Raw genomic sequence first — 21,086 nt, forward strand, 5'->3', positions numbered from 1 at the left:
TATAAATGATGTCCCAAACTGATTCTATCCTAAATTTACTCAATATCCAAGACCCAAATATCAAAATTTCAGCTTGTACTGATTTTTCACAGGCCGGAGTTCACGAAAAACTGCTTTCAGCTACGCTGACTTACCCCGTCGAACGCTGTGTTAATTGTGGTTCCACGAATCTTGTTCAGAATGGGACCCGCCTGACCAAGATGAAACTGCCCAGCCTAGGTGAACAACCGCTCCGCATGAACCTGCGCAAACAGCGTTATCTGTGCCGAACTTGCCACCATACTTTTAGCGCGCAGACGCAGCTCGCTCCGCCTCGGCACTCGATCACCCGCCAAGCAGTCCACGAAATCGCGACTTTAGCTAAGAACTCACTGCCAGTCAAGACGATCAGCCAGGCCGTGGGGATCTCAGCTTCCTCGGTTCAACGGATCTTGTATAAGGATCAGCGGGCTTTAGTAACGCCAAAAGAGCTGCCGACAGCTCTCAGCTTTGACGAATTTCGTTCAACTAAGAACTGCTTTTCTTTTATCTGCATTGACGCAAAAACACATGATTTGGTCGCCTTATTGCCAGATCGTCTCTCGCAGACGATCCGCGAGTATTTCACCAATACTTATACACTTTCTGAGCGTCAAAAAGTTCAACTGGTGACCATGGATCTGAATGCACAGTATCAGACTTTCGTCCGTCGTCTTTTTCCTAACGCACTGATCGTCTTTGACCGTTTCCATCTTGTTCAGTTAGCGGGTCGGGCACTTGACCATGAACGGCTGCGTGTTTTAAAAGGGATCAACGACCACCACGACCGCAACTATAAAGTTTTAAAAAGCAACTGGCGCTTATTCCACTTAGCTGAAAATCAACTTGAGACCTCCCAGGTTAAATATTATCGGGGATTAAATGAATACACGACTGCCCAAAATGTGGTCGATCTGGGACTCAAGAATTTTCCACAGTTCGCAGAAAACTATCAGACCTATCAAACGATCTTAACCTTTATTCGCAACCGCGATCGGGCTACTTTACAACAATTAGTTATGAACTACCGTCCCAATGGTACTGAAATGGATACCGTCATGAGGACCATTCAAAAGAACTACTTAGGGATCAGGAACGCTTGTCTCTATGACTACTCTAATGGGCCGTTAGAGGGGATCAATCGCAAGATCAAAGAACTTAAACGTAGCTGTTACGGATTCAGTAACTTAAGGCATTTCTTTATCCGCATCAAATTGATCCATGCCTAAGATAAAAAATTTAGGTCAACACTGTGGGAGGCAGGTGCGGGCCCATTTCGCTACGCTTCGGACCCGCACCTGCCTCCCAACCCAAACACTTTAATCTAGCTATGGCAGTAAAAAAAGAACCCTACCATAAAGATAGAGTTCTATGGACCATCAACACTATTTGACAAAGTCCCATTTTTTTATGAATCATAACTGAAGTAAACAACAACTATTACTATATAAGTATTCTTGAATTAGAAAGGCATTAATGCTATCATGAAAACGTAATCATTAATGCTTGAACTTACATTCTTTACGCACACTGATAAATAAACACAGACCTGACAAGTACAAATTTAAATTATTTTAGTCAAGCAGCAGGTTTTGTGTAACAGAGAGGGAAATAACATGCAATATATCGCAATGAATACCAAAGATATTCGGACTAACCTGGCTACAGAACAGTATTTAATGAACAGTGGTAAAATGACACCGCCATTTATGCTGTTTTATATCGAAAAACCATGCATTATTGTCGGCCGTAACCAAAACACCATGGAAGAAATCGATCCAGAGTATTGTAGAAAACACAATATTACGATCACGCGGCGCCTATCTGGCGGCGGTGCTATGTACCAAGACCTTGGTAATATGTGTTTTAGTATGGTCATTCCAGCTAAAGATCAGGAATTTGGCGACTTTAAATCGATGGTACAGCCAGTTGTTGCCGGACTAAAAGAAATGGGTGCCACGAATATAGAAGTAACTGGGCGTAATGATATCGTATTAAACGGACGCAAGTTCTCTGGTAATGCAATGTATACTCGCGATGGTAAGACGTTCTCACATGGTACATGTATGTTTGACGTCGATACAGACGTGGTCGCAAGTGCTTTACGTGTCCCAAAGGATAAAATTGAATCTAAGGGCATTAAATCAGTCCGTTCACGGGTAATTAATATCAAACCATATTTGAAGGAAGAATATCAAAATATGGATACATTCCAATTACGTGAAGAATTGATCAAAAAGATTTGGAAAACTAATACTATTGAAGAAGCAGAAAAAAATTATGCTTACGTTTTAGACGATGAAGATAAAAAAGAGATCGCTAAACTTGAACAAGAGATCTACTATAACTGGGATTGGGTCTATGGTAAATCACCAAAATTCACTGTTCAACGCCGGAAACACTTTGCTGGCGGTACGATCGATGCGCGCTTTAACATTGAAAATGGTACGATCGAGAATGTCGTGATCTATGGCGACTTCTTCGGACCTGAAAACGTTGATGAATTACAAGATGAACTAAAGGGAACGAAGTACTCCCAAGAAAAAATCAAAGAAAAACTAAACGCACTTGACCTCTCACGCTTTTTCGCAGGAATCCCACAAGATGAAATTACCGAGCTGCTAAGTACACAACAATGATCCTGAAAGCTAATTAAGTACTGGTCCATTCTAATGATTAGAAAAGGCCAGTCCTTTTTGGTTTGTTAAATAAAGGATTCCCACTCTATGTCTCTAACTTCGCTATGGTAAAATAAAAATGGAAATTAATTTGTGTTTATGAGATGAGGATGAAAAATATGGCTGAAAATAAGGAGGTTCTTTGGACAGATATCCACCCAGAACCCGTAAAAAAAATAGCTGAACAACGTTTGACCAAACAATATTATGGTTTAGGAACAAAGATCACCCTAACGACTTTTGGTGCTACGACCGAAAATGATTTAGACGCGGCCAACGAATTGATCGTCCGTTATGAAGACCTCCTAACTGTTAACCGACCAGAATCAGAAGTTATGGCTGTCAATCATGCTGCGGGAAAAAAGCCAGTCCAAGTTTCAAATGGTGTCTACGATCTGATCAGAAAAGCCGTGGAGATCAGTCGGCAACATTTAGGCTTCAATGCTGCGATCGGGCCATTGGTAAAACTCTGGGACATCGGCTTTGATGACGCTCAATTACCAACAAAAGAGGAAATCAATGAACGTTTGCCTATCGTTGATCCTAACGAGATCGAATTAAATGACAAAGATCAAACAGTCTTTCTCAAGAAAGCTGGCATGAAGATCGACCTTGGCGGGATCGCTAAGGGTTATATTGCTGATCGAATTAAAGATCTTTGGGCAGCTCGCGGGATCAACAGTGGCATGATCGACCTCGGGGGCAATCTTCTGTTAGTCGGCAAACAACCCATACATGAAGATGGCCTATGGCGTGTGGGTGTTCAGGCCCCGAAAGATCAGCGCGGTCAGGCTGTGGCCGTTGTCAAGACGCCCGCTTCTTCCATTGTCACAAGCGGGATCTATGAGCGCCATTTGGATATCAATGGTAAAAGCTACCACCACATTTTGGATTCAAAGACGGGCTATCCTCGCAGCAATAACTTAGCCAGTGTTACTGTCTTTTCTAAATACTCGATCGATGGTGAGATCCACACAACTGAACTGTTCTTTGCTGGCGAACCGGTCACAGACTGGGGTAAAGACGATCCTGATCTTTACGGTGCTGTTTTTGTTACAAAGGATAACAAAATCTTAGTTAGCGGTTTAAATCCTAAAGATGTTAAAGTTATCGCGCCTGGTTTCGAATTATTATCATAATTTAAAAACAAAGAGCCAAGGAAAAAAACTTCCTTGACTCTTTTTGCTTATCCACTTTAGGCATTATTCGTCGAGAAGCACGCTTAGTACCTAACTTCGAAATGTCTCACTTTTCATCTTGATATTAATATTCGTCCAGTAAGCTGCGTAATATTTTGACGTTTTCTTTCAAACGCGCACCAATATCTGTATCAGCCACAGACTTTCTATGAACCTCATGGTTGACCACTCTTCTAGTAGAAACAATGTCCTTACCATTCACGATCGAGTCTTCTTTCGAAGTAAAAGGATGGTGCTCCACTAATTGCAAACCATATGAATTATATAAGAGTGTATAGCCTCCAAAACCCGTTGTCGGCTGATATGCCTTCGAATAGCCCCCATCGATAACTAACATCTTACCATTGGCCATAATGGCATCATGGCCTCTTTTAACAGGTGTGTGTCCATTGATCACATGTCCATCCTGAGGATCCAAACCAAATTCTTCTAACATACTATCAACGAATATTTCATTATGACGTAATCTGAAGTACGGATTACGAACTTCTTCATGACTAGCCTGATCTTTAATAAAATAACGTTCGAAAGTCGTCATGGCTTTTTTGCCGAACAATGGCGAGATCGGCCCCTGCCACAAATACCAGATCAGATCAGCTGCACTATAATCATTAGCACACGGATCATTATATGCATGTCGCACTTGTTGATCAAAGAAATCTACTAACTGCTTGCCGTGATACTCCTTGCCATGATACTTAAACGGCAAAAATTTGCCCTTTTCATTAACCGGCATGCAGCCGTGAAGCAGCAAATTGTCATTGTAACGCAAATACATGCTCCCCTTATTTACCAAAAATTCTAAGTGCTTCTGTAAGCTCTTAGATTCTACAAAGGAATGCAGTAAACTTTCCACAAGCTCTTGCTCTTCACTTGTTAATTTCCCCGGATCTTTCGGGTCGATCAAGTCAAAACAAGTATTAGTCAGCTGGTAGGTTTTACCTTGCAATTCAAGAGTATTATTGTCATAGTCGATTTTATTCAGCAGTGCACGATCATCCATCTGAAAGTCTGGTTCCCTGGCAATCGTTTGTACTTCCATCTTAAACTGCATGATTGCTACTGCTTGTTGGATCTGAGTCAACTGTAACTGTTCGCCGTCAAAATTAAATGAATCACCATCGACTAACTTAGGACGAAAAGCTGGATTGTCCGCATAATGTTCTTCCGCAAAACGCGACAAATGCCGTAAGCTGATCCCATATGCATCTTCGATCGTAGCTAAGTTATTATAGCGTGCGCTGATCCGCAGCAAATTCAACATACATAATGCCGAGCCCGATGAAGCTCCGACCCATAACATATCATGATTTCCCCACTGAATATCAACCGAATGATAAGACATCAAACGTTCCATGATCAATTCTGGATGGTCACCGCGATCATAGATGTCACCTAAAACATGTAAATGGTCAACAACTAACTGCTGGATCGTATAGCAAGTTGCAATAATAAATTCATCAGTTACTCCCATTGACACTAAATTTTTCATTAACTGATCAATATAGCTGCGTTTATCAAATTCTTGTGGATCCGTATACAACAATTCTTCTGTGATATACGCGAAGTTTGGGTCAAGTGCTTTACGAACCTTTGATCGTGTATATTTTGTTGAAACAAACTCCAATAATTCAACTAAGCGTTGGATCGTGTCCAAATACCATTGTTCTAACGCATCATCTTCATCTTGTTGCAGCTGCCGTTTCTTATATTCCAACTTTTCTTCCGGATAATAAATTAAAATCGCAAAATTTTGCAAGCGGCTGGGTGTCATTCTGCCGCCAAAAACATCCGTGATCTTATTTTTGATATTACCCGAACCATTACGCAAAATATGGTCAAAAGCGCTATACTCGCCATGTAGATCACTCACAAAATGCTCAGTTGCTTTTGGCAAATGTAAAATCGCCTCTAGGTTCATGATCTCAGTGATCACAGCCTCTTTAGTTGGAAATCTTTCTTCCATTATTTCACGTAAATACTGCTTTTCATTATCGTCTGCTCGTTTTTTGAATTGGTTTGGTTCATTAAGACCACTTGTCATTACAATTACCTCACAAAGTTGACGTGCTTAAGTTTTTGTATAAAGTCAATATAAATATGATATTACTTAATTTAAGCATTTTCAACCATTAAACGTCAGCATTTGCTCAAAAGCAATTATGTTATACTAATTATAGGCTATCCTTTTTCACAAGTTTCGAGTACTACTTTTAAAAATTGGTATAGTATATTTTGTCAAAAGGTTGGTGCTCTGTAAGCTGTTTATTGCCGCCTTAAATAGGAATCTAACGAAAAAACACCATGTTTGTTTTTAAAACTTAAGGGCACTGTATTCTTATATACATTTATGCTAAGATACACCAATGTGCAACTATTAATTTACAATAAATTATACGCGTGGTGCTAGTTCGTCACAAAATTAAAAAATCCTAAATTATAGACTAAAATTGCCAGTTCAATTTTTAGTTGAAAGCCAAAGGCACTCCGCGTTAAGTTAGTTTCAATTCCAAAATCACTAACTAAGGTAGAAAAACGCGATTCAATTGTGCGACGTAACGCCTTGAGCGCGCGCTTATTATGTTCCTTGGCCCCCTTCATATTCGAACGGTATGGTGTCCATAACGTGTAGCCTAATTGCTTAAATTCAGCGCCAAGTCGCTTGCCTACATAACCGACATCGGCCAAAACAATTGGACAAGGACAATCATCAATCAAGCTAACGGCAACTTTTGTATCATGGACCGAAGCGGCAGTCACCACATAATTCAGAATGTAGCCATCAGTGGTTACTAGCATGTGGGTTTTAAACCCATAGAACGACATTTGCTTAGTGGCATTGTAGCCAATATTAGCTTGCCCAGCAAAAATACGTGCTCTAAATTTACGTACTGGTTCACACAATGGATTCGGCAAACTATCAATGATTGCGATCTGTCCAGGTTGGGCTGCTTCACGCGTCAAACCAGTACGGATCGCATTGACCACGGGTAATAATTGTAGTGCGCGACGGTTGAACCGTGACCGACTAATGGTGATTTTTTGCGGCATAAAGGCGGTCATCAAGCGCCAAAAACGGCGTTGTGATTGGATACCAAGCGTTGTTTGTAAACACAGTAGCGCCAACAATCGACAGTCATCGATTTTAACGTGCGCCACATTACGCCGTTGCGTCACACAACGTGGGCAATAGCGCTGGTAAAGCGACTGGCACAGCTGATAAAAATAATGATAGTTACCTTGTAATTCGTGACGAATTTGTTTAAACTTAGGATGGTTCAACATCGTTAGGACTCCTTTTAAGTTTAGTCACTTATGAGTCTAACTGTGTTGGACTTTTTTGTTAATTTTTTTGTACTATTACAAACTAGCACCACGCGTAATAAATTATTTTAGAAATCGCATTTTTATCGGCAAAATTGCATTATATTTTAGATAACCAACCAGTTTAAAGCTCAGAAAGGTGTTTTAAGTTTGAAAATCAACAAAAAATTTTGGCTGCTAGTTACCTTAGCCGTGATCGCAGCTGTCTGTGGCGGCTATTATGGCTGGCATACTACACACTTTGCAAAAAATACCGTTGTTCAAGGTGTTAATATCGGTAAGTTATCCTATAAAAATGCTGACTCAAAAATCAGCTCGGAACTTAAGGAACCCGAATTCACGCTTAAAGACCCACAGACCAAAGAAATAATCTACCAAGGTAAATTAAAAATAGCTGCTAGTCATGCTTACCGTGATGAGTTAAAAAACTTGCTTCATCAGCGACGGACTCACCCCTTCTCAACCAAACCAGAAGCTGCAAAAAAGGCTAGCATTTATGACAAAAAAGCTGCTGTTGACAATTTGAACTCCCAAAAAGCACAAATTACTCAAGCGATCGCACAAGCGAACCAAAAGCGAACGGCACCGCAAAATGCTCAGATCACTTTAGCCAATGGTCAAGCAACTTTTAAAAAAGCTGTTTCTGGCAACCAGATCGATCCAACTGCTACTATCAATAATTTAGCAAAACAACTCGATCCTAATAATGAACCTAAGCAGAACGTTTCAATTATTTTAAAAAAGCCAACTTGGTATGGTGAAGATGAATACCAAAAAATCACCAAAATTCTAAAACAGAATTTCAAATATACTGTCATGGGCAAAACAGAAACTACGCCTGTAAAAAATGTTTTAACTGAGGGAACGATCAACGAAAGCGGATCAAATTTAAACATGAATCCAAGTTACAATTATATCCGCAATTTAAATCAAAAGTATTCCTTATCTGGGTCACAGAAAACAGATTTTACTACTGCTCAAGGTCAGAATGTTTCTTTTGATAATTCCCAAGGAACTTTAGGCTGGAAGATTCAAGAATACAACGAAGGCCGCTATTTGCAAGGACAATTATTAGCTGGCAAGTTGACCATTCCTGCTAAAAATATCGATAATTCCGACCAAAAATTTGATAAATCTGACTTAGATGCTATCAAAAATCAAAATCATATCGAAGTAGATCTGACTAATGAACAACTTTATTTGGTGGAAAATAATAAAGTTGTCCAAACGGCACCTGTCAACACGGGGTCACCAAAAGTCAATATCGCAACTCCGACAGGTTACTACTATATTAAATGGCGCAAGGCCCCGATGACCATGCGGGGAACTGAAAAAGACGGTACCAAATACAGCTCCTATGTTCCGCAGGCGATGGACCTAACTGATGATGGAATTTTTATTCATTCAGCCCCTTGGGTCTCAAAAACCATCCTAGGAAACCCCTCAGCCCGCTATGACCATGGCTCAAACGGTTGTATCAACGTTGCTCCTGCTGATATGGAAAAACTATTTGACCGCAGTCATCAGGGAATGCCAGTGATCGTTTATGGCGATGGTTTGGCATCCTAATCAATAACTTGATTCATCACATCCTTTGAATAAAACTGACTGATACAACGTTGAAAAACACGTTGTGTCAGTTTTTTTGTTAAGTGCACAACTTTTGCAAAACTATTGTGTCCTTGAGGTTTTTTCGTCAGTAATTCAAATAGAAAGTTACCACCATCAACGGACTCACCGAGCAATCTCACAATATGAATTTTCGTTATTTTAAAAGCAGCTAAGATTTGGACTACTTACATTTCTTAATTCATGTTAGCCCTATTTCTTTATTTCTACATAAATAAAATCTGCGACCTCTTTACTCACCATGATCTTCTTACTATTAACTGTTGTTAACACAAAAAGATTAAAGTCATGATCATATTTTTCCACTTTTAATTCTTCATTTAGGTTTAAAGCTAACTCTGAAAAATAAATTACCATATTCTTACTTCCCAAATACTCTCTCAAGATAACCACGTTTCCCGTTTTAACACTACTTAACATCTCCAGATCAGAATTAAAAACTTTAGGTTCTTGAACTTCCGCTCCGAAAAAAGTTTTCTTTGGTCTTCCCAGTTTCTCATTCAGCTCGTGCAGTAAAGTTTCACTAGAAAAGTCAGCTAGCAGCCATGCTTGTTGAACCACTTCTGCTAATGATAAATTAAAACATTTTTCTAATAAAACTTCGCATAACCGAAATTTATGCATAATTTTTTGGGCTTTTTGTTGTCCTTTTTCACTCAAAGAAACTTTTTTATATTTTCCCCCGTCAACTAATCCCTGTTTATGTAATTTTTGAGTAAATTCTGTTGTAGAAGCAGGAGTGATTTTTAACAACTCCGATAATTGTTTATTAGAGATACCTTTTTTCAAATAACTCCCTTCAAAAATAGCCCGTAAATAATTGTCTTCGATCGACCTCATATTAAAAATACCCCTTTCATTCTTCTGTAACCAAAACTTTTTGTTTCAATATACGCAAATTCATTGTACAATAACTATGGTTTAAAAAGAAAGGTGGCTTTAAAAATGAGTCAAAATGAGTCAAAAACTCATAAGCAACACTATTTGATCCATTATGCTAATGGACCTTCGCTGGAAGAAATTAATGGAACTGTGGAAGTTCCTAAGGGTAAGGGATTCTGGAAAACATTATTTATGTATTCTGGTCCTGGAGCTTTAGTTGCTGTTGGTTATATGGATCCCGGTAACTGGTCAACCTCAATCACTGGTGGGCAAAATTTCTCCTACTTACTTATGTCCGTGATTTTAATGTCGAGTTTGATTGCCATGTTATTACAGTACATGGCCGCTAAACTGGGCATTGTAAGTCAAATGGACCTGGCCCAAGCAACCAGGGCCCGCACTGGTAAAACTTTAGGTATTATTTTGTGGATCATGACTGAATTAGCCATTATGGCGACAGATATTGCTGAAGTTATTGGTGGTGCGATCGCGCTTTATCTACTGTTTAATATTCCGTTAGTGATTGCCGTTTTCTTGACTGTACTAGATGTTTTGTTATTGCTCTTATTAACTAAAATCGGTTTTCGGAAAATCGAAGCAATCGTGGTTTGCTTAATTTTAGTCATTTTAGCTGTTTTTATTTATCAAGTAGCTTTATCTGATCCTGCATGGGGTGCCATATTCAAAGGATTAGTTCCGGCCGGTAAAACTTTTGCCTCTTCACCTGACGTTCAAGGCATGACACCTATTTCAGGTGCTTTAGGTATCATCGGTGCTACCGTTATGCCACATAACCTGTACTTGCATTCAGCTATTTCCCAAACTCGTAAAATTGACAATAACGATCAAGAAGACATTGCTCGGACAGTTAATTTTTCGACTTGGGATTCTAATATCCAACTGTCATTAGCCTTTGTTGTTAATGCTTTGCTTTTGATCATGGGTGTTGCTGTTTTCAAATCTGGAACAGTCCAAGATCCGTCATTCTTTGGTTTGTACAAAGCTCTTTCTGATACTTCCAAATTAAGTAATGGTGTTTTGATTGGTGTCGCTAAATCCGGTATTTTATCAACACTTTTTGCGGTCGCTTTATTAGCTTCTGGTCAAAACTCAACTATTACTGGTACACTGACTGGTCAGGTTGTCATGGAAGGTTTTATTCACATGAAAATGCCTTTGTGGGCACGTCGTTTAGTCACACGTTTGATCTCTGTGATCCCAGTACTGATTGCCGTGATCTCAACCAGTGGTCAAAGTGAAGTGCAACAGCACGTTGCCATTAATAATTTAATGAACAACTCGCAGGTCTTCTTAGCCTTTGCCTTACCATTCTCAATGTTGCCTTTATTAATGTTAACTAATAGTAAAACAGAAATGGGTTTACGGTTTAAAAATTCACTCTGGGTCAATATCTTAGGTTGGGTTTCTGTCGTTGGCTTAACTTACTTGAATATGATCGGCTTACCGGGATCAATTGAAGCCTTCTATGGGGATAATCTGACTGCTGCGCAAGTTTCTATGGCTGATAATATTGCTTATGTCATCATTGTTTTAATTATCGCTTTGTTGATCTGGACAATTACTGATTTATATCGTGGGGATAAACGTTTAGCGCAAAAAGAAGCTCTCGAAAAGGAGCAAAATCAAGGAGGACAATGATCATGGCTGATGAACAAACAAAATTTACTCGTATTTTAGTCGGAACTGACGATTCACATGACGCACAGTTAGCTTTCCATTACGCAATTAATTATGCCAAGGAGAATAACGCTGAGCTTTTTATCGTTTCTGTATTGGAAAGTAACGAAATGAATGTTTACCAAGCTCTTGATGATGATTACATTCATGGCGAAAGGGAAGCACTGGAAAAACACGTGCTTGAATATGAAAAGGAAGCAAAAGAAGCTGGCGTGAAAAAAGTCCAGACTGTTGTTGCTGAAGGAAAACCTGGTAGAACAATTGTCAATGACGTTATTCCGCATATTAAACCAGATTTGTTGATTATTGGTTCCTTTGATAAGCCGGGGGTTGCTCGCCGTTTTGGGAGCGAAGCAGCTTATATGGCCAAATATGCGCCAGTTTCTGTGTTAGTTATGCGTTAATGCACTGATTTCTTTTTACCAACCTCGTTTAAGTAGTCGAGCTGCGTGAATCAAAAGTCTGCAAAACAGAGCGGAGTGAACCGGGAGAAAGCGAGCACTAATGGACTTAGGCATTATGACAAGTGCTTTTTTCTTGCCGTGATGTCTAAGTTGATTAGGCGGAGCTTTCTGTTTCACGCAGCTCAACTATGCCTATCCAACTTCAACAACAAGTCGCAAAAAGCACGACTTTATTGTTGAAGCCCGATAGTGCTCAACTTCTAAACGATTCACTCTGCTCTGTTTTAAGTGGAGGTTGTTATTATTATGTATAGAATGATAGCTTCTTGCGACATCACCACACAATTAGGGTTTAGGTTATTGTTTTTATCGTTCAAAAGATTTTTTTGCTAAATTTTATTCAAAAAAGCTAACCGGCATATGGGTTAGCTTTTTTGAACCACAAAATTATCTTTTATCAAAACAAAATGAGCTCAAATGAAAGGTGTTTTTTTAATGAATGAATATGATAATTTGTTACAACATTGTCGCGAAATTGGCGATTCTGTTTTAGAGGAAAACTTTAGACCAATAACTGAGGTTGCACATTCCATGGGAATTTCGGCTAATATGTTTGCTGTTAAGTTTGGTGATCTACCTGGCTTTAACCAACTTGATCTTAAAAAGCCGCAAAGTTGGGGTAACGCAGCTTTATGTAAGAGTCAGGGTATTGGTTTTATTAGAATGAACACCAATACCAGAGAAAGGCTGAATCAATATTTAAATAGCCCAATTTTCTAAAAAACTCATGATTATTTAAAGAACAAAAGAACTATCGCAAAAAGGTTGACAATTGTGATAGTTCTTTTGTTCTCATGGTTACACAGTAAAGGCTCACCCGTGTATTTTCAGCATACATTCAATCGCCATTTAATGCAATCTTTTTCTTTTTTAATAAAATCAACTTATACTTCTAAAAGCCACTTAAATACAACATAGAAAACTAGTTAGCCAAAAAGGCAAAACTCAGACTTAATAGCCCTTGTTTTGTCTTTTTAAATAGAACCGTTTCTAACAACGAAATTTTTACTATTCAGATTTTTTTAATGTAATCAGCCCACGTTCAAGATAACTTTGGATCCCTTGTTCAACAGTTTCTAGTGTTGTATATTTAGGCTCATAATTTAACAATTTCCGTGCGTTTTCAATACTATAACTGCCACTTCTAGCCAAATGATAATAGGAATGCTCAGACAATTCTTGATTATTAACTAATTTTACCCACTCGGGCCAAGCCAGAAAATCAATTTGTGGTTCTTGACCAAAAAATTGATAGCAAGCTTTAGCATAACCATATAGGGTCATAGATTCAGCCGCGACTGCATGAAAGCTTTCCCCTAAAGCTTGATTACGGTGCAAAATCGCCTTATAAAACATCTGTGCAACATCATCTGCATGAACGTGATGCAAAGTTTCCATACCAAAATTTGGTAAGGTGATTTTTTCACCATTAGCAATTTTTTGAAAAACTCCAAGATCTGTATTACCAACTGGGTTAATAATAGTCCAGCCCGGCCCCGAGATTTGTCCTGGCATAATGATCGTGACCGGGAAACCATTTGTCCGATATTCATGTTTCAAAAATTGTTCGCTGGCAAATTTATTTTTACCATAATCGTCCAATGGCTCCTTGGCAGGATCATTAGGGTCTGCCGGCAAGGTTTTTGCTCTGCCATGCGCCCAAATCGACGAACAAAAAAGATAATGCGAAAGCTGAGTGTTTTTAAGCGCGGCCGTCATTTTTTGCGTATCTTCAAGTTTAAAGTTAATTAAATCAACCACGACATCAGCGTTTAAGGCTGCAATCTTAGTTGCAAATTTTGGATCTTTTACTCGGTCTAAACTCATATGCTGAATTTTTTTCCAACCGCTATCTTGGGTATAAGGTTGATGTTTTCCCCGACTGACAGCAATCACTTCATTGTTATTTTTAACTAACTTCGGAACCAGATACGAGCCAATATGTCCATAAGCACCAATAACCACAATTTTCATACTAAGGGACCCCTTTCAAATGTTAGCGCTATCTACTTATTTAAGTATATCAAATAAATAACGGGTCTACACTTTTTAGTGTTGATGGTAAAATCATCAGCACTATTTTTGTACAAAAAAGGACATCATTTGTCCTCATATGCTACGATTAAAGCGACAAAACCAAATCAAAGCGAGGTATAAATGATGTCCCAAACTGATTCTATCCTAAATTTACTCAATATCCAAGACCCAAATATCAAAATTTCAGCTTGTACTGATTTTTCACAGGCCGGAGTTCACGAAAAACTGCTTTCAGCTACGCTGACTTACCCCGTCGAACGCTGTGTTAATTGTGGTTCCACGAATATCGTTCAGAATGGGACCCGCCTGACCAAGATGAGACTACCCAGCCTAGGTGAACAACCGCTCCGCATGAACTTGCGCAAACAGCGTTATCTGTGCCGGACTTGCCACCATACTTTTAGCGCGCAGACGCAGCTCGCTCCACCTCGGCACTCGATCACCCGCCAAGCAGTCCACGAAATCGCGACTTTGGCTAAGAACTCACTGCCAGTCAAAACGATCAGCCAGACCGTGGGAATCTCAGCTTCCTCGGTTCAACGGATCTTGTATAAGGATCAGCGAGCTTTAGTAACGCCCAAAGAGCTGCCGACAGCTCTCAGTTTTGACGAATTTCGTTCAACTAAGAACTGCTTTTCTTTTATCTGCATTGACGCAAAAACCCATGATTTGGTCACCTTATTGCCAGATCGTCTCTCGCAGACGATCCGCGAGTATTTCACCAATACTTATACACTTTCTGAGCGTCAAAAAGTTCAACTGGTGACCATGGATCTGAATGCGCAGTATCAGACTTTCGTCCGTCGTCTTTTTCCTAACGCACTGATCGTCTTTGACCGTTTCCATATTGTTCAGTTAGCGGGTCGGGCACTTGACCATGAACGGCTGCGTGTTTTAAAAGGGATCAACGACCACCACGACCGCAACTATAAAGTTTTAAAAAGCAACTGGCGCTTATTCCACTTAGCTGAAAATCAACTTGAGACCTCCCAGGTTAAATATTATCGGGGATTAAATGAATACACGACTGCCCAAAATGTGGTCGATCTGGGACTCAAGAATTTTCCACAGTTCGCAGAAAACTATCAGACCTATCAAACGATCTTAACCTTTATTCGCAACCGCGATCGGGCTACTTTACAACAATTAGTTATGAACTACCGTCCCAATGGTACTGAAATGGATACCGTCATGAGGACCATTCAAAAGAACTACTTAGGGATCAGGAACGCTTGTCTCTATGACTACTCTAATGGGCCGTTAGAGGGGATCAATCGCAAGATCAAAGAACTTAAACGTAGCTGTTACGGATTCAGTAACTTAAGGCATTTCTTTATCCGCATCAAATTGATCCATGCCTAAAATAAAAAATTTAGGTCAACACTGTGGGAGGCAGGTGCGGGCCCGTTTCGCTACGCTTCGGACCCGCACCTGCCTCCCAACCCAAACACTTTAACCTAGCTATGGCAGTAAAAAAGAACCCTACCATAAAGATAGAGTTCTATGGACCATCAACACTATTTGACAAAGTCCCTAAATAACTTTAGAACCGCAATTATGTTAAATCAACAATGATTGTTTAGCACTAAACCTTACACCACAAGCTCTTCATTTTTAACGTAAAAAACAGGACAGCCTATAAACTACAGCTGCCCTGCTACTCCTTATGATCCGACCATTTCAACTCATGTGTTCATTTTTCCTGACTAAAATGTTTCACGTGAAACAATCTTTGCTATTTCCTATTTGATTTCAACTAGATTTGCACGATATAAGTTCGCCAAATCAGCAACCTGTTGCTCACTAGCAGTGAATGAGAATACCGTATGATGGCCACCACCAGCATGGATCCATTCTGTAGCACCTTGCTTCAAGCCAGCTTTTGGTGTCCATAATTGTTTAGCAACTGGCAAGTGTGGAGTTTCCTTTTCCGGTTTGTTGGCATCAACTGGGTAACTAATGATCTTGAAACCATCGCGAAAGTCAGCCATTGTAACATCAACAGCGTCGCCTTCTGAACCAGTAAATACCAAACGCGCAGGATCGTCTTTATCACCAATATCCAATGGATGGACCTCGACCCGCGGCTTTTCAGATGCGATCGAAGGATCAACTTCCAACATATGCGAACCAAGAATTGCTTCATGACCCTTGCGCAAATCAAGTGTATAGTCTTCCATAAAGGCTGTTTGCTTATTGTGTGTCATGATCTTGAAGACCCGTAACAAGGCTGCTGTCTTCCAGTCACCTTCACCAGCAAAACCATAACCGTCACGCATTAATAATTGAGCTGACAAACCTTGAAGTTCTTCGATATCATGCAGATCTTGAAAGTTAGTTGTAAATGCTGAATAACCGCCACGTTCAAAGAAACGTTTCATAGCGATATATTGTTTCAATTGATAACGAACTGCATGCTCATATTTTTCAGGATCATTATTACCTTGAACTAATTCATACTTAGACTTTAAGTCCTCGTATTCAGCATCGATTTCCTTTTCAGTAACTTTGTTGATCTCTTCTACCAGATCAGCAACTGGGTAATAGTCAACCGTCCAGCCAAGTTGAATCTGAGCTTGAACCTTGTCGCCTTCTGTAACCGCAACGTCGCGCATTGTATCACCAAAGCGAACAACTTTTAGGTTGAATGAGTCGTTATAAGCAACTGCAACATCTTCCCAGTCTGCGATTTCTTTTTGAACTTCTTCATCGCCCCAATACCCATAGATGACTTTATTACGCTTGTCTAAACGAGCATTAATATAGCCATATTCACGGTCACCATGAGCACTTTGGTTCAAGTTCATGTAATCAAAGTCCATCGTGTCGTAAGGAATATTGTTAAGGTATTGTGTAGCTAAATGCAGCAACGGCTTTTGCAATAACTTTGTTCCACGGATCCAATTCTTAGCTGGAGAAAATGTATGCATCCATGTGATCACACCAGCAACTTTGTCCTGATAATTAGCTTCCTTCATGAATTTTGTAATACCGTCTGCATCTGTCAGAACTTGCTTGAAGACAACTTTATATGGCAAGTTACCCTTTTCGTTCAAACCTTCAACAATTTTCTTAGCATCATCAACCACACTCTTCAATGTGTCTTCACCATAAAGAGGTTGACTACCTGCAGCAAACCAAAACTCGTGCTCTGGTACTGATAACATTAAAAACACTCCTTAGATTTTTTATTTGGGCTTCATGTCTTTGGGAGAAATCTGACCCCTTAAAAACATTTCGCCCGGTTTTTAAATTTGATACACATAATTTATTAACAAACAATTTTCAGCTGCTCACTTCCGCTTGGCATGTGATCGTGACTGCGCATTGTTTTGACCGTAGTAAGCATTTTTACCATGTTTTCTGTAATAATGCTTATCAAGTAAATACTGAGGAACACCGATCTGTTCGTGTCCTGCTAGTTGTAAGGCGTGATAATCCATTTCGGCAGCAGCTTCAAGGACCTTAGCGTTATAGACGGCTTTATCTGGAGTAGCACCCCAAGTAAATGGCCCATGTTGGTTGACCAACACAGCTGGCACAGCCTCTTCATCGATTCCGCGTTCTTCAAACGTTCGAACGATCACTTTACCAGTGTTTTCCTCGTAAGCATCTTCAATTTCTTCTTTAGATAAGGGATCTGAAACTGGGACAGGCCCATAAAATGTATCCGCATGTGTAGTGTTTAATGCAGGAACATCAACTCCGCCAGAAGCAAACGCAACCGCCCAAGGAGAATGAGTATGCACGATCCCACCAATATTTGGAAACTTGTTATATAAAACTGTATGCGTGGGAGTATCACTTGATGGGTTTAACTTACCCTCAACAACATTCCCGTTTAAATCAACTACGACCATGTCGTCCGATGTCAGCTTGTCATAATCAACTCCAGATGGCTTAATAACAAATAGCCCTTTATCACGATCAATTCCAGAAACATTACCCCAAGTGAAGGTAACTAAGTCTAACTTTGGAAGTTGCATATTAGCCTTATAAACTTCTTGTTTTAACTCTTCTAACATTCCATTCATCCTTTATTGTTGTTTTTCGACTGGATCTTCTAATATAGCGGCTTGATCTTCAACAAGAAGACCTGCTTGATAACGTTCAATATATTTCTCATAGCCATCAACTCCCTCTTGTTCTGGGCTTAATGTCATTGTTTCTGAATCAGAGAAGACTTTCGTATCCAAGTAATCAGCCAATGACTCTTTAGCACCTGAAGCCACATACTGTGCTAGGACAGCCATACCCCAAGGACCACCAACGCTGGCATTTGTCATGACAGAGATCGGTAAGTTCAACGCATTAGATAATACTTGTTGCGCAACAACTGGTGTCTTGAACAAACCACCCTGTGCGATCATAACATCAGTTGAAACTCCTTCTTCATGGAGCAAAATATCCATTCCGATCTTAAGTGGAGCAAAAGCTGAGTACAATTGAGCTGTCATAAAGTTTGCTAAGTTAAAGTTACTATTTGGTGTCCTAACAAATAACGGTCGTCCTTCATCCGTTTTTGTCACAGGTTCACCTGAAAGATAACTGTAGTTGACTACGCCGCCTGCATCTTCGTCACCTTTAGTAGTATCCAAGAATAAGGTCGAATATAATTCGTCTGGTTTAAGATCAATCCCTAAACGTCTTGCAAACTCCTTAAAAATATCCGCCCAAGCGTTAATGTCAGAAGAACAATTGTTAATGTGGACCATCGCAACTGGCAAACCATCTGGTGTTTGCACGATATCAATATCACGATGTACTTTTTTCAATGGTTTATCTAAAACATTCATTGAAAATTCCGAAGTACCAACTGAAATGTTACCTGTCCGTTCTCTAACACTGTTAGTTGAGATCATACCAGTCCCAGCATCGCCTTCAGGTGGTGCCATGACGCTACCTGCTTGTAATTTGCCGCTCGGATCAAGTAACTTAGCACCTGCTTTTGTTAAGTTACCAGCATTTTGGCCAGCTTCTAACACTGTTGGCAAGATGTCTTGTAACTTCCAAGGATATTGTTTGACCAACTCTAAATCCTCAAATTGAGACATTTTTTCTTGATCAAATTGTCCATCTTTACCAATTGGGAACATTCCTGAGGCATCACCGACGCCAACGTTTTTATTGCCAGATAATTGCCAGTGCACATATCCAGCTAATGTCGTAATAAAGTCTATATCCTTAACATGTTCTTCTTTTTGTAAAATCGCATGGTACAGATGAGCAATACTCCAACGTAATGGAATATTGAAATTAAACAGCTTAGTTAGCTCTCCAGCAGCATCACCTGTGATCGTGTTTCTCCATGTTCTAAATGGAACCAATAGTTCATTATTTTTATTAAAAGCCAAATAACCGTGCATCATCGCACTAACACCGATCGAACCAATTTTTTCAACTTGAACGTGATACTTAGTCGAAACTTCAGCAGACATTTGCTGATAGCTTTGTTTGATCCCATCCCAAACTTCATCTAAGGAATAAGTCCAAATACCGTCCTTTAGACTGTTCTCCCATAAGAAACTGCCTGAAGCTACTGGTTCAAAATCTTTTGTTATTAAGACCGCTTTGATCTGTGTTGACCCAAGTTCGATCCCTAAGGCTGTGTTGCCGCCCTGGATCTCTTTGGCTATTTCAGCGATATTCATTCAACCTACCCCCTAGTCTTTATTTTTGCCATGGTTCATGCCAGCTTCTTCAATTTCTTCCAATGTATGTCCTTGTGTTTCAGGAACGCAGTAGTGAACGAATAAGACTCCTGCTAAACAAATCACACCGAAAATTGCAAAAACTGCTTCTTGTGCCATTGCGGCTGTCATAATTGGAAAGACCAAACCAACGGCCCATGAACCGACCCAGTTCATTGAGGAAGCTAAGCCAGAAGCACGCCCACGAACAGCAAGTGGGAACATCTCACCGACAATGACCCATGTTAACGGAGCCCAAGTAAACGAATAAAAGGCAACGTAAATACATAAAAAAACAACGATCGTGATCGGATTCATGTTAGCGATCATCAGGTTCAACAATGATGGCAAAATAAATGATAATCCCATCACAGTACCGCCAAGCATCAACAAAGTACGCCGTTTGAACTTTTCTGCGATCACAATATACAGCAATGAACCTAAAACTAAGATCACACCTTGGATAACAGGCCATAACAGCGCGGAACTGGCCGAATTTCCGGTAGCTTTTGCAACGATCAAAGGTATATAGTAAAAAATTGCATTTGCGCCTTGAAATTGCTGAAACGTAGCAACACCAACACCGGCGATAACCAGATAACGATATTTGCCACTAAACAATGTTGCCCAAGAAGTTTTTTCTGCTACTTTAGTTTCTTTTGTAGAAGCAATTTCAATTCCTTTTATTTCTGCTTCGATCTCACTATCGTCCTTGCGGATATATGACAAAACCTGACGCGCTTCATCCGGTTGACCGTTTTTGATCAAGAAACGCGGTGATTCTGGCAACTTTAAAACACCTAGAAATAAAATGACGGCTGGTATGGCAGCACACCCAAGCATGACTCGCCAACCCCAAGCTTCAGGCAAGCCTTTTAACAAGAAATCCATAATGTATGATAAAAGCATTCCCGAAGTGATCATTGTCTGATTCAACCCGGAGAGACTGCCTCGCGCATTGGCTGGCGCCATCTCCGACATATAGGCAGGTACTAAAGCCGACGCAGCCCCAACAGCTAAGCCCAACAGAATTCGGATAATGATCAAGTACAGTGCTCCGTTATTCGGCGAAACCATTGAAAGCAGCGAAAATATAGCAAAAATCACAGCCGAAACCAAAATCATCTTTTTCCGACCAAATTTATCAGAAAGCTGACCAGCAACCGAACCTCCGAAAATTGCACCAAACATAACTGCCGATGTGATCCAGCCAATCACTGACGCATTAGTTAAAGACCAGTCATTCTTCAGAAAAGGCAAAGCCCCTGTCATGACCCCAATATCATAACCAAACAAAATTCCACCAAAAGAACCAAAAAAATAAATATACTTACTCGAAATTTTCTTTTCTTGAGCCACGGAATTCTCCTCCTTAAATATCGAACTAATGATTTAGGAACGCTTTCAAAGAATTACGTGCGCTCCATGTAAACGTTTCTAATCATAAGTATTTTATACGAACGATTC

The 21,086-nt window shown here is 39.9% G+C and carries 17 protein-coding genes; 8 read left to right on the top strand and 9 right to left on the bottom strand.

Features of this window, described 5'->3' with window-relative positions; genetic code table 11:
- Positions 1–5 precede the first annotated feature (5 nt).
- The 3 genes from BQ5903_RS11960 (at position 6) to BQ5903_RS11970 (ending at position 3,835) form a co-directional block, all read left to right on the top strand.
- Positions 6–1,247 carry an ISL3 family transposase gene (locus BQ5903_RS11960; RefSeq protein ID WP_079578367.1) on the top strand — a complete coding sequence of 414 codons (1,242 nt, stop codon included), beginning with the start codon at positions 6–8 and terminating at the stop codon, positions 1,245–1,247.
- A gap of 387 nt (positions 1,248–1,634) precedes the next feature.
- Entirely contained in the window at positions 1,635–2,657 is a 1,023-nt protein-coding gene (locus BQ5903_RS11965; RefSeq protein ID WP_010495697.1) for a lipoate--protein ligase, read from the top strand.
- Positions 2,658–2,815: 158 nt separating this feature from the next.
- Positions 2,816–3,835, top strand: a complete 1,020-nt coding sequence (locus tag BQ5903_RS11970) for an FAD:protein FMN transferase (RefSeq protein WP_010495696.1) — start codon at positions 2,816–2,818, stop codon at positions 3,833–3,835.
- Positions 3,836–3,959: 124 nt separating this feature from the next.
- Here the strand turns inward: BQ5903_RS11970 and BQ5903_RS11975 are convergent, their stop codons facing one another.
- Together BQ5903_RS11975 and BQ5903_RS11980 are read right to left on the bottom strand one after the other, a co-directional pair.
- On the bottom strand, positions 3,960–5,939 hold the full coding sequence (locus tag BQ5903_RS11975; RefSeq protein ID WP_154022048.1) for a fructose-1,6-bisphosphatase: 1,980 nt from the start codon (positions 5,937–5,939) through the stop codon (positions 3,960–3,962).
- 362 nt (positions 5,940–6,301) lie between these two features.
- Positions 6,302–7,180, bottom strand: coding sequence for an IS982-like element ISLpl4 family transposase (locus BQ5903_RS11980; protein ID WP_003561820.1), 879 nt, complete (start codon positions 7,178–7,180; stop codon positions 6,302–6,304).
- 189 nt (positions 7,181–7,369) lie between these two features.
- On the opposite strand from BQ5903_RS11980, the gene BQ5903_RS11985 reads away from it, so the two are divergent.
- Entirely contained in the window at positions 7,370–8,788 is a 1,419-nt protein-coding gene (locus BQ5903_RS11985) for a L,D-transpeptidase family protein (RefSeq protein WP_010495690.1), read from the top strand.
- Here the strand turns inward: BQ5903_RS11985 and BQ5903_RS12370 are convergent.
- Both BQ5903_RS12370 and BQ5903_RS11990 read right to left on the bottom strand, forming a co-directional pair.
- Positions 8,785–8,970 (bottom strand): hypothetical protein, encoded by a 186-nt coding sequence (locus tag BQ5903_RS12370; RefSeq protein ID WP_010495689.1) that lies wholly within the window; start codon positions 8,968–8,970, stop codon positions 8,785–8,787. The two genes, BQ5903_RS11985 and BQ5903_RS12370, sit on opposite strands and share 4 nt — an antisense overlap.
- 70 nt (positions 8,971–9,040) lie before the next feature.
- Complete coding sequence (locus tag BQ5903_RS11990) at positions 9,041–9,688, bottom strand: metal-dependent transcriptional regulator (protein WP_010495687.1); 648 nt, start codon at positions 9,686–9,688, stop codon at positions 9,041–9,043.
- A gap of 105 nt (positions 9,689–9,793) precedes the next feature.
- Here BQ5903_RS11990 and BQ5903_RS11995 point away from each other — a divergent pair, with 105 nt between their 5' ends.
- The 3 genes from BQ5903_RS11995 (at position 9,794) to BQ5903_RS12005 (ending at position 12,612) form a co-directional block, all read left to right on the top strand.
- Entirely contained in the window at positions 9,794–11,389 is a 1,596-nt protein-coding gene (locus BQ5903_RS11995; protein WP_010495685.1) for an Nramp family divalent metal transporter, read from the top strand.
- Between the two features lie 2 nt (positions 11,390–11,391).
- Positions 11,392–11,832: a universal stress protein gene (locus BQ5903_RS12000; protein ID WP_010495683.1), complete on the top strand. Its 441-nt coding sequence runs from the start codon at positions 11,392–11,394 to the stop codon at positions 11,830–11,832.
- Between the two features lie 495 nt (positions 11,833–12,327).
- The gene (locus tag BQ5903_RS12005) at positions 12,328–12,612 is read left to right on the top strand and encodes a hypothetical protein (protein ID WP_010495681.1); all 285 of its coding nucleotides are present in this window, start codon (positions 12,328–12,330) and stop codon (positions 12,610–12,612) included.
- 288 nt (positions 12,613–12,900) lie between these two features.
- On the opposite strand, the gene BQ5903_RS12010 is transcribed toward BQ5903_RS12005, so the two are convergent.
- A complete protein-coding gene (locus BQ5903_RS12010; protein WP_010495679.1) occupies positions 12,901–13,866 on the bottom strand; it encodes an NAD-dependent epimerase/dehydratase family protein in 966 nt (321 codons plus the stop codon).
- Between the two features lie 183 nt (positions 13,867–14,049).
- Here BQ5903_RS12010 and BQ5903_RS12015 point away from each other — a divergent pair, with 183 nt between their 5' ends.
- Positions 14,050–15,291 carry an ISL3 family transposase gene (locus tag BQ5903_RS12015; RefSeq protein ID WP_079578646.1) on the top strand — a complete coding sequence of 414 codons (1,242 nt, stop codon included), beginning with the start codon at positions 14,050–14,052 and terminating at the stop codon, positions 15,289–15,291.
- 380 nt (positions 15,292–15,671) lie between these two features.
- Here BQ5903_RS12015 and araA read toward each other — a convergent pair whose 3' ends face one another.
- The 4 genes from araA to BQ5903_RS12035 form a co-directional block, all read right to left on the bottom strand.
- Positions 15,672–17,096, bottom strand: coding sequence for an L-arabinose isomerase (gene araA, locus BQ5903_RS12020; protein ID WP_079579630.1), 1,425 nt, complete (start codon positions 17,094–17,096; stop codon positions 15,672–15,674).
- Positions 17,097–17,222: 126 nt separating this feature from the next.
- Complete coding sequence (locus BQ5903_RS12025) at positions 17,223–17,954, bottom strand: L-ribulose-5-phosphate 4-epimerase (protein ID WP_079579631.1); 732 nt, start codon at positions 17,952–17,954, stop codon at positions 17,223–17,225.
- A gap of 12 nt (positions 17,955–17,966) precedes the next feature.
- Complete coding sequence (locus BQ5903_RS12030) at positions 17,967–19,580, bottom strand: xylulokinase (RefSeq protein ID WP_010495675.1); 1,614 nt, start codon at positions 19,578–19,580, stop codon at positions 17,967–17,969.
- 12 nt (positions 19,581–19,592) lie between these two features.
- Complete coding sequence (locus tag BQ5903_RS12035; RefSeq protein WP_079579632.1) at positions 19,593–20,978, bottom strand: sugar porter family MFS transporter; 1,386 nt, start codon at positions 20,976–20,978, stop codon at positions 19,593–19,595.
- Positions 20,979–21,086 lie beyond the last annotated feature (108 nt).

The organism is Ligilactobacillus acidipiscis, from assembly GCF_900116935.1.
GTDB classification, from domain to species: Bacteria; Bacillota; Bacilli; order Lactobacillales; family Lactobacillaceae; genus Ligilactobacillus; species Ligilactobacillus acidipiscis.